At 73.0% G+C, this 9416-nt stretch carries 8 protein-coding genes and 3 pseudogenes; 10 read left to right on the top strand and 1 reads right to left on the bottom strand.

Going from position 1 to position 9416, the window contains the following annotated elements; all coding sequences use genetic code 11:
- Positions 1-139: 139 nt before the first annotated feature.
- Positions 140-901, bottom strand: coding sequence for an SDR family NAD(P)-dependent oxidoreductase (locus tag EAD96_RS29355; protein ID WP_121686522.1), 762 nt, complete (start codon positions 899-901; stop codon positions 140-142).
- Between the two features lie 81 nt (positions 902-982).
- On the opposite strand from EAD96_RS29355, the gene EAD96_RS29350 reads away from it, so the two are divergent.
- The 10 genes and pseudogenes from EAD96_RS29350 to EAD96_RS29315 all read left to right on the top strand — a co-directional run.
- Positions 983-1327, top strand: a complete 345-nt coding sequence (locus EAD96_RS29350; protein WP_013475524.1) for a histidine triad nucleotide-binding protein — start codon at positions 983-985, stop codon at positions 1325-1327.
- Positions 1324-2700 (top strand): serine hydrolase, encoded by a 1377-nt coding sequence (locus EAD96_RS29345; RefSeq protein WP_121686521.1) that lies wholly within the window; start codon positions 1324-1326, stop codon positions 2698-2700. The genes EAD96_RS29350 and EAD96_RS29345 overlap by 4 nt, the downstream gene beginning before the upstream one ends.
- Positions 2701-2836: 136 nt before the next feature.
- Positions 2837-3532 (top strand): annotated as a pseudogene (locus tag EAD96_RS31750) (PhoH family protein); the annotation flags it as partial.
- A pseudogene (locus EAD96_RS31935) lies at positions 3521-4291 on the top strand (phosphate starvation-inducible protein PhoH); the annotation flags it as partial. The pseudogenes EAD96_RS31750 and EAD96_RS31935, both read left to right, overlap by 12 nt.
- A 312-nt stretch (positions 4292-4603) precedes the next feature.
- Positions 4604-4966 (top strand): annotated as a pseudogene (locus tag EAD96_RS31740) (PhoH family protein); the annotation flags it as partial.
- 39 nt (positions 4967-5005) lie between these two features.
- Positions 5006-5479, top strand: coding sequence for an rRNA maturation RNase YbeY (gene ybeY / locus EAD96_RS29335; RefSeq protein ID WP_091421737.1), 474 nt, complete (start codon positions 5006-5008; stop codon positions 5477-5479).
- Positions 5455-6864, top strand: a complete 1410-nt coding sequence (locus tag EAD96_RS29330) for a hemolysin family protein (protein ID WP_199733337.1) — start codon at positions 5455-5457, stop codon at positions 6862-6864. Before ybeY ends, EAD96_RS29330 begins: the two co-directional genes overlap by 25 nt.
- The gene (locus EAD96_RS29325) at positions 6857-7243 is read left to right on the top strand and encodes a cytidine deaminase (protein WP_120568509.1); all 387 of its coding nucleotides are present in this window, start codon (positions 6857-6859) and stop codon (positions 7241-7243) included. The genes EAD96_RS29330 and EAD96_RS29325 overlap by 8 nt, the downstream gene beginning before the upstream one ends.
- Positions 7240-8136: a GTPase Era gene (era, locus tag EAD96_RS29320; RefSeq protein ID WP_121686519.1), complete on the top strand. Its 897-nt coding sequence runs from the start codon at positions 7240-7242 to the stop codon at positions 8134-8136. Before EAD96_RS29325 ends, era begins: the two co-directional genes overlap by 4 nt.
- Before the next feature lie 150 nt (positions 8137-8286).
- Positions 8287-9416 (top strand): acyltransferase (locus EAD96_RS29315; RefSeq protein WP_147457955.1); only part of this gene is annotated, 1130 nt, incomplete at its 3' end.

Below are 9416 nucleotides of genomic sequence, written 5' to 3'. Positions count from 1 at the left end.
GTCTTCAGCGCCCCCGCCCCCGCGCCCTCGCGCGGCGCCTCTCGCGCGCGATCTTGCAGTTGCGGCCCTCGCCATGTCCCGTCAGGGCGTTTTGTCTGGGCCGAAACCGCAAGATCGCGGAGTCGGGGGGAGGGCGGGGTCAGGAGCGGAGGTAGGAGGCGCCGTTGAGGTCGATGATGGTGCCGGACGCCCACTCGGCCTCGGGGCTGGCCAGCCAGTGCACCGCCGCGGCGATCTCCGCCGGCCGGGCCACCCGCTGGAACGGGGACTGGGCGCGTACCGCCTCGCCCCGCTCGCTCTTCAGGTGCTCGTTGGTCATGTCGGTCTCGACGAAGCCGGGCGCCACGCAGGCCACCCCGATGCCGTACGGCGCCAGCGCCACCGCCAGCGACTGGGCCATCGCGTTCATCCCGGCCTTGCTGGCCCCGTACGCCGGATTGGCCGGCTCACCCCGGAACGCGCCCCGGGACGACACGTTCACGATCCGGCCCCCGCGTTCGCGCATGTGCTGCGCGGCGCACCAGGCGGCGTTCGCGGCGCCGACCAGGTTGGTGTCGAGCACCTCCCGCCACCGCGCCCGCCACTGCTCGTAGCTGCTCGCGAAGACCGGGTGCGGCGGATCGGCCGGCCCGAACACGCCCGCGTTGTTGACCAGCACGTCGAGACCGCCGAGCCGCTGGGCCGCCTCGTCCACCATGGCGCGTACCGCATCGGCGTCGGCCAGGTCGGCGCGTACCACCACGTGCCCGTCGCCGGGCAGTTCGGCGCGCAGCCGCTCCGCCAGTTCGGCCGAGTCCCGGTGGTGGATCGCCACCCGGTCCCCACCGGCGGCGAACGCCCGCGCCACCGCCCGTCCGATGCCCCGCGAGGCCCCCGTCACCAGCACCGCCCGTCCCGACATGGCGGCCATCCTGCCGCATCGGGCCGGTCCGCCCGGCGGTGCCCCCGCCACGCTCGGGGCGGCCGTCCTTACACTGCTGCGATGGACTGCCTCTTCTGCCGGATCGTCGCCGGGGAGATTCCGGCCACCATCGTCCGCGAGACCGCCACCACCCTGGCCTTCCGGGACATCGACCCGAAGGCGCCCACCCACGTGCTGGTGATCCCGAAGGAGCACTACGCGGACGTGGCCACGCTGGCCCAGGGCGCGCCCGAGCTGGCCGGCGAGGTGCTCCAGACCGCCGCCGTGGTCGCCGAGGAGGAGGGCCTGACCGTGGACGGGTTCCGGCTGATGTTCAACACCGGCCCGTACGGCGGCCAGGAGGTCTTCCACGTGCACGCCCACCTGCTCGGCGGCGCGCCGCTCGGCCCGATGCTCTGCCGATGACCGACGTCTCCGACCGGCTGGGCCGGATGGTGCGCCAGGCGCAGGCCACCGGGCGGATCCCGGCGGTGTCGGCCGCCCTGCACCGGGCCGACCGGCCGCTCTGGACCTGCACGGTGGGCGACACCGGCAACGACACCCCGCTGGGGCCGGAGACGGTGTTCCGGATCGGCTCGGTCACCAAGACCTTCACCGCGGCGCTCGTCATGCAGTGCCGCGACGACGGCCTGCTCGACCTGGACGACCCGATCGGGCGGCACCTCGACCTGCCCGCGCACGGCGAGGCGACCGTACGCCGGCTGCTGTCGCACACCGCCGGCCTGCAACGCGAGCCGCACGGCGACGTGTGGGACAGCCTGCGCGCCCCGGCCGTCGACGAGATGCTGGCCGACCTGGCCCGGGTCGAGCGGGTGCTGCCCACCGGCCGGCGCTTCCACTACTCCAACCTCGGCCTGGCGCTGCTCGGCGAGGCGGTGGCCCGGCTGCGCGGCGGCACCTGGGCCGAGGTGCTGGCCGACCGGGTGGTCGGCCCGCTCGGGCTGACCTCCACCGGCCCGCACCCGACCGAGCGCGCCGCGACCGGGTTCCTGGTCGACGCGTACTCCGACGAGGCCCACCCGGAACCACCCGCCGACTTCGGCGCGGTGGCCCCGGCCGCGCAGCTCTGGAGCACCGCGACGGACATGGCCCGCTGGGCCGCGTTCCTGGCCGACCCGGCGGCGGTGGACCCGGACGGCGCGGTGCTCGCCGCGACGACTGTCGAGGAGATGCGCTGGCCGCTCACCCCCACCGACGAGTCGGTCTGGACGGCCGGCTTCGGGCTGGGGCTGATCCTGGTTCCGCAGCCGGAGCGGGTGACCCACGTGGGCCACGACGGCGCGATGCCCGGATTCCTCGCCGCCGTCTACGGGCGGCGCGGCGGGCAGGGCACCGCCGGGGCGATGGGCGCCGCGGTGCTCGGCTCGTCCGGCACCGGCGTGGAGGTGTTCGACCTGTCCCACCGGCTGCTGGCCGCCGCCGCCGAGCACGACCCGGCGGAGATCGAGCCGTGGCGTCCCGGCCCGCCCGCCCCGGACCACCTGCGCGGCGTGCTCGGCCGCTGGTGGGGCGAGGGCTTCGAGTACGTCTTCTCCTGGCACGACGGGACGCTGCGGGCGCGTGGCGCGGACGACCCGGCCGGGAAGCCGCCCGCCGTGTTCGCGCCGCTGCCGGACCGGCCGGACGTGTTCCGCACGGTCTCCGGCCGCGAGGTGGGGGAGCTGCTGCGGCTGACCCGTGACGAGCGCGGCGTGGTGGTCCGGATGCACTGGGCGACCTACCGGTTCACCCGCACCCAGGAGACCTTCGACGGGTACGACTTCCGCGTCGGCGACTGACCGGCGAGCACCGGAAATGGGCGCGGTGCGTACGGTGCCGACCCGATACGATGGGAGGTAACCGTTCGCCGCGCCACCAGGGCCCGGCGCCCGAGAAGCGGAGAGCAGGTGGCGCAGGGCCCGACGGGCCCGACCTATGACCGGCACCCCACCTCCCGGCACGCCGCGTGTGCAGACCAGGATCACGGTCGGAGACCAGAAGATCATGGTGAACCTGCTCGGCGCGGGCGACGAGATCCTGCGGCTCGTCGAGCGCTCGATCGACAGCGACGTCCACGTCCGCGGCAACGAGATCACCATCACCGGCGCCCCCGCCGACAACGCCCTCGCCGAGCGCCTCTTCAGTGAGCTGCTCGAACTGATCGAGAAAGGCGAGACCCTGACCACAGACGCGGTACGGCGTACCGTCGGCATGCTCGAGCAGGGCGGCGCCGAGCGGCCCGCCGAGGTCCTGACGCTCAACATCCTCTCCCGGCGTGGCCGCACCATCCGTCCCAAGACGCTGGGGCAGAAGAAGTACGTCGACGCGATCGACGCCCACACCATCGTCTTCGGCATCGGCCCGGCCGGTACCGGCAAGACCTACCTGGCCATGGCGAAGGCCGTGCAGGCGCTCCAGGCCAAGCAGGTGAACCGGATCATCCTGACCCGGCCGGCGGTCGAGGCGGGGGAGCGGCTGGGCTTCCTGCCCGGCACCCTGAACGAGAAGATCGACCCCTACCTGCGCCCGCTCTACGACGCGCTGCACGACATGCTCGACCCGGAGACCATCCCGAAGCTGATGGCCGCCGGCACGATCGAGGTGGCGCCGCTGGCGTACATGCGTGGGCGGGCCCAGCCGTACGACGCCCGGGTGCTGACGCCGGAGGGCTTCCGGCCGTTCGGCTCGCTCCAGGTCGGTGACCTGGTCATCGGCTCGAACGGGACGCCCACACCGGTGATCGGCATCTACCCCCAGGGCCAGAAGCAGGTCTACCGGGTCACCACCCAGGACGGCGCCTCCACGCTCTGCTGCGGCGAGCACCTGTGGACCGTGGCCACGCCGGACGACAAGCGTCGCGGCCGGTGGCGCACGATCGAGACGCAGGAGATGATCGGCAACGAGCGGCGGGGCCACACCCGTCGCTACGAACTCCCGCTCGTCGCGCCGGTGCAGATGGAGCCGCGCGCGGTTCCGCTCGACCCGTACGCGCTCGGGCTGCTGCTCGGCGACGGCGCGATCTCGTGCCGCACCACGCCGGCCTTCTGCACCGCCGACCCGGAGCTGGCGACCGCGCTGGAGGAGGCGCTCGTCGACATCCAACTGGTCCGCAAGGGTGACTACGACTACGTCCTCCGGCACGTCAACGGGCACCGCGGCGGCGTGATCGTGGCGAACCCGGTGACGGTGGCCGTCCGCGAACTGGGGCTGGACGGGGCCACCTCGGGCACGAAGTTCGTCCCCGAGGTCTACAAGAACAACAGCATCGGCGTCCGGCTGGCGGTCCTGCAAGGGCTGCTGGACACCGACGGCGGGCCGGTCACCCAGGCCGGGCGCACGTGCCGCGTGCAGTATTCGACCACTTCCCCCCGGTTGTGCGACGACGTGGTCCACCTGGTCGAGTCGCTCGGAGGGGTGGCCACGGCGCGGGTTCGTCCGGCCGAGGGACGCAAGCCCGGTCTGGCGAAGGGTCGGCCGGTTCCGTACCGGTCCGACGCCTACATCGTGGAGATCCGGCTGCCCGCCGGTGTCGCGCCGTTCCGCCTGTCGCGTAAGCGCCGGCTCTACGACGAGCACGGCGGTGGCCGGCCGATGCGGTTCATCGACTCGATCATCCCGGCCGGGGTGCGGGAGACGATGTGCATCCAGGTCGCGGCGGAGGACTCGCTCTACGTCACCGACGACTTCCTGGTGACTCACAACACGCTCAACGACGCGTTCATCATCCTGGACGAGGCGCAGAACACCACGCCCGAGCAGATGAAGATGTTCCTCACCCGGCTCGGCTTCGGCTCCAAGATCGTTGTCACCGGTGACGTCACCCAGGTGGACCTTCCCGGCGGGACGACCAGCGGCCTGCGGGTGGTCCGGGAGATCCTGAACAACGTCGAGGACGTGCACTTCGCCCAGCTCTCCAGCTCCGACGTGGTGCGCCACAAGCTGGTGGGCGAGATCGTCGACGCGTACGCCCGCTGGGACGCCGAGCGGGAGAACCAGCAGGCGCAGAGCGTGCACGCCGTACCGGGGCGGACCGCCCAGGGCGGCCGGGCCGGCCGGCGCCGCTGACCTGCCGACGCAAGCCGTCACATCATCAGAGGAAGACAGTTGTCCATCGAGATCGCCAACGAGTCGGGTGTCGACGTCGACACCGACGCCGTGCTCGCCGTCGCGCGGCACGCCCTCGACGAGATGGGGGTCAACCCCCTCGCCGAGCTGTCCGTGCTGCTCGTCGACATCGAATACATGTCGGAGCTGAACCACAGGTGGATGGGTGGCGACGGCCCGACCGACGTGCTCGCCTTCCCCATGGACGAGGGCAGCGTCGACCACGGCCCGGGCGAGAGCAGCCCGGCCGGCGGTGAGCCGGCCCTGCTCGGCGACATCGTGCTCTGCCCGGAGGTGGCGGCCAAGCAGGCCGCCGCGGCGGGGCACTCGGCCGCCGACGAGCTGCACCTGCTCACCGTGCACGGCGTGCTGCACCTGCTGGGCTACGACCACGCCGAGCCCGAGGAGGAGCGGGAGATGTTCGGCCTCCAGGCCCGGCTGCTGGCCAGCTGGCGGTCGACCCGGTCGCGGTGATGGACGCCTTGGCGGCGGTCCGTGCCCCCGCCGGTCTGCCCGATCTTCAACTCCTGTTCTTCGCCGCCGGGCTGGTGGTGCTCGCCGGCCTGATCGCGATGACCGAGGCGGCGCTGGCCGCCGTCTCCCCGGCCCGCGCGGCCGAGCTGACCCGGGACGGGGCCCGCGGCGGGCGTGCCCTCCAGGCGGTCGCCGGTGACGTGGTCCGCCACCTGAACCTGCTGCTCCTGCTGCGCCTGCTGGCCGAGCTGACCGCCACCACGCTCGTCGCGCTGGTGGCTGTCGACACGTTCGGCGCGGGCTGGCGGGCGGCGCTGGTGACCGCCGGCGCGATGACCGTGGTGAGCTTCGTCGTCGTCGGTGTCGGCCCGCGCACGATCGGCCGCCAGCACGCGTACGCGGTCGGCCGCGCGGTCGCGCCGCTGGTGCGCTGGCTGGGCCGCGCGCTCAACCCGCTGGCGTCGCTGCTGATCCTGATCGGCAACGCGGTCACCCCCGGCAAGGGCTTCCGCGAGGGGCCGTTCGCGACCCAGGTGGAGCTGCGGGAGCTGGTCGACCTGGCCGAGCAGCGCGGGGTGGTGGAGCACGGCGAGCGCCAGATGATCCACTCGGTCTTCGCGCTCGGCGACACCATCGCCCGCGAGGTGATGGTGCCGCGTACCGAGATGGTGTGGATCGAGGAACGCAAGACGCTCGCGCAGGCGCTGGCGTTGTTCCTGCGCTCCGGTTTCTCCCGCATCCCGGTGATAGGGGAGAACGTCGACGACGTGCTCGGTGTGCTCTACCTCAAGGACCTGATCCGGCGGGTGCAGGGCGACCAGGGCGCCCGGCAGATGCCGGTGGCCGAGCTGATGCGCCCGGCCACGTTCGTGCCGGAGTCCAAGCCGGTGGACGACCTGCTCTCCGAGATGCAGGCGGCCCGCAACCACCTGGTCATCGTGGTCGACGAGTACGGCGGCACCGGCGGCCTGGTCACCATCGAGGACATCCTGGAGGAGATCGTCGGGGAGATCACCGACGAGTACGATGTCGAGCGCCCGCCGATCGAGCACCTGCCGGACGGGGCCGTGCGGGTGACCGCGCGGCTGCCGGTGGAGAATCTGGGCGAGCTGTTCGACACCGAGCTGCCCACCGACGAGGTGGAGACGGTCGGAGGCCTGCTCGCCCAGGCGCTCGGCCGGGTGCCCATCCCGGGCGCCGAGGCCGAGGTGGCCGGGCTGCGGCTGGTGGCCGAGGGCACCACCGGCCGGCGCAACCGGATCGACACGGTTCTGGTGAGCCGGGTCGACCGGGGTGACGCGCCGGAGGGCACCAACCGAAGCGAGCCGCCCGATTCGCGTGGCGACAACAACCGTTCCGAGGAGAGGCAACCCGCCGATGCCTGAGTCACCCGCCGTACCGGCTGCCCTGCCCACCCCCGCCGACCCGGCGGAGCTGAGCGCCGAGGACGCCAAGCTCGTCGTCCTGGCCCGGGGCGCGCGGAGCCGGGTGGCGGCCGTGGAGGGCGCCGCGGTCCGCGACCAGGACGGCCGGACGTACGCGGCGGCGAGCGTGGCGCTGCCGTCGCTGACCCTGACCGCGCTCCAGCTCGCGGTGGCCTCGGCGGTGGCGGCGGGCGCGAGCCGGCTGGAGGCCGCCGTGGTGGTGACCGAGGCGTCGACGCTGGACGGGGCCGGGCACGCCGCGGTGCGTGACCTGTCCGCCGACGCGCCGGTACACGTGGCCGCCCCGGACGGCACCGTTCTCGGCACGGTGGTCGAGTGACCACGCCCGAGGCGCGCCCCTACCGGGCCGGTTTCGCCTGTTTCGTCGGGCGGCCGAACGCCGGCAAGTCGACGCTCACCAACGCGATCGTCGGCACCAAGATCGCGATCACCTCGAACAAGCCGCAGACCACCCGGCACATCATCCGGGCGGTTCTGCACCGGCCGGACTCGCAGCTCGTGCTGGTCGACACCCCGGGCCTGCACCGCCCCCGGACGCTGCTCGGCGAGCGCCTCAACGACCTGGTCCGGGAGACCTGGAGCGAGGTCGACGTGATCGGCCTGTGCGTCCCGGCGAACGAGCCGGTCGGGCGGGGCGACCGCTTCATCACCGGCGAGCTGACCAGCCTGAAGGCCACGGTGCTGGCGGTGGTCACCAAGACCGACCTGGTCGACAAGAAGCGGCTGGCCGAGCAGCTGCTCGCGGTGAGCGAGCTGGGCGAGTTCGCCGCGGTGGTGCCGGTCAGCGCGGTCTCCGGGCACCAGGTCGACACGCTCGTCGACGTGATGACCGGCTACCTGCCGCCCTCACCGCAGCTCTACCCGGACGACATGCTCACCGACGACCCGGAGCAGGTCCTCGTGGCGGAGCTGGTCCGCGAGGCGGCGCTGGAGGGCGTACGCGACGAGCTGCCGCACTCCATCGCGGTGGTGGTCGAGGAGATGATCCCGGAGGGCAACCTCACCAAGATCTACGCCGACGTGTACGTGGAGCGCCCGAGCCAGAAGGCCATCGTCATCGGCCACCGGGGCAGCCGCCTCAAGCACGTGGGCACCACCGCCCGGCGGCAGATCGAGGAGCTGCTCGGCACCCGGGTCTACCTCGACCTGCACGTACGGGTGGCGAAGGACTGGCAGCGCGACCCGAAGCAGTTGCGCAAGCTCGGCTTCTGACGCCAGGGCCGGGGCGGCCGATGGCGGGGTGATCAGGATCAGCCAGACCTATGGGACATCTCACTTTCCATAGGTGTTCGTGGCTGTTTCACAGCGTCCGGGAGCAGGGTAGGGACCATTGTCTCTGCCCCCGGACCCCGCCGTGAGCTGATGCGAAACCGCTATCTGGACCTGCTCCGCTTCCTGGCCATCCTGCGCGTCGTCACCTACCACGTCACCGGCTACGCCACGCTCACGCTGGTGTTCCCGGCGATGTCGGTGATGTTCGCCCTGGCCGGGTCGTTGATGGCGGCGTCACTCGACCGCAGCGGGGTACGCGCGGTCGGGCGCCGGCTGCGCCGCCTCCTGCCGTCGCTGTGGGTGGTCGCTGCGGTCTTCGTACCGGCCATGCTGCTCACCGGGCTGGCGTTCGGCCCGAAGGTGCTGCTCTGGCTCTTCCCGATCAGCGACCCGCCGGCCAACTACTGGGGCGGGCTGGCGCTCAGCCCGATCTGGTACCTGCGGGACTACCTGTGGTTCGTCCTCGCCTCACCGCTCGTGCTGTGGCTGTTCCGCCGGGCGCCGCTGCCCACGCTCGCCGCCCCGTACCTGCTGCTGGTCGCGATCGAGGCCGGTGTCCTGGCGAACCCGCCGACGGTGCTGCGTGAGTTCGGCCTCTACTTCGGCGCCTGGCTGCTCGGCTTCGCCCACCACGACGGGATGCTGCGCCGGATGCGCAACCGGGTGCTGCTGCCGGTCGCCGCTGTGGTCGGCGCCGCCGGGCTCGCCTGGATCGTCACCCACCCGGGCCCGCGCGGGTACGACATCAACGACATCCCGCTCGGCAACGCGCTCTGGTCGGCCGCGTTCATCCTGGTGGCGATCGGCCGGGCGCCGGCCGGCGTGACCTGGGTCGACCGCGTACCGGCGCTCGGCCGGGCGGTCACGGTGGTGAACCGGCGCGCGCTGACGATCTACCTCTGGCACATGCCGTTCGTGGTGCTCCTCACCCCGCTGGTCGGCCTGGTCGGCTGGTCGCCGCGTGACCCGGTGGGCCTGTGGCTGCGGGTGGGGCTGGTCTTCGCGCTCGTCGGCGTGGTGACGCTCATGGTCGGCTGGGTCGAGGACGTGGCTGCCCGGCGTACCCCGGAACTGATCCCCGGCAAGCCGCGGCGGACCGTGGCCGACCGGGCGGCGGCCGCCCCGGCCAGTCCGGCCCCCGCCGGGGCGGAGGACGCGCTGGTCAGCGTCGGCGCCCGGGTGCCGGCGCCACGCCGCCCGGCCGAGGCCCCCGTGCGCCC

This window comes from Micromonospora sp. BL1, assembly GCF_003667485.1.
GTDB lineage: Bacteria > Actinomycetota > Actinomycetes > Mycobacteriales > Micromonosporaceae > Micromonospora > Micromonospora tulbaghiae.
This window is presented reverse-complemented; position numbering and strand designations above follow the sequence as displayed.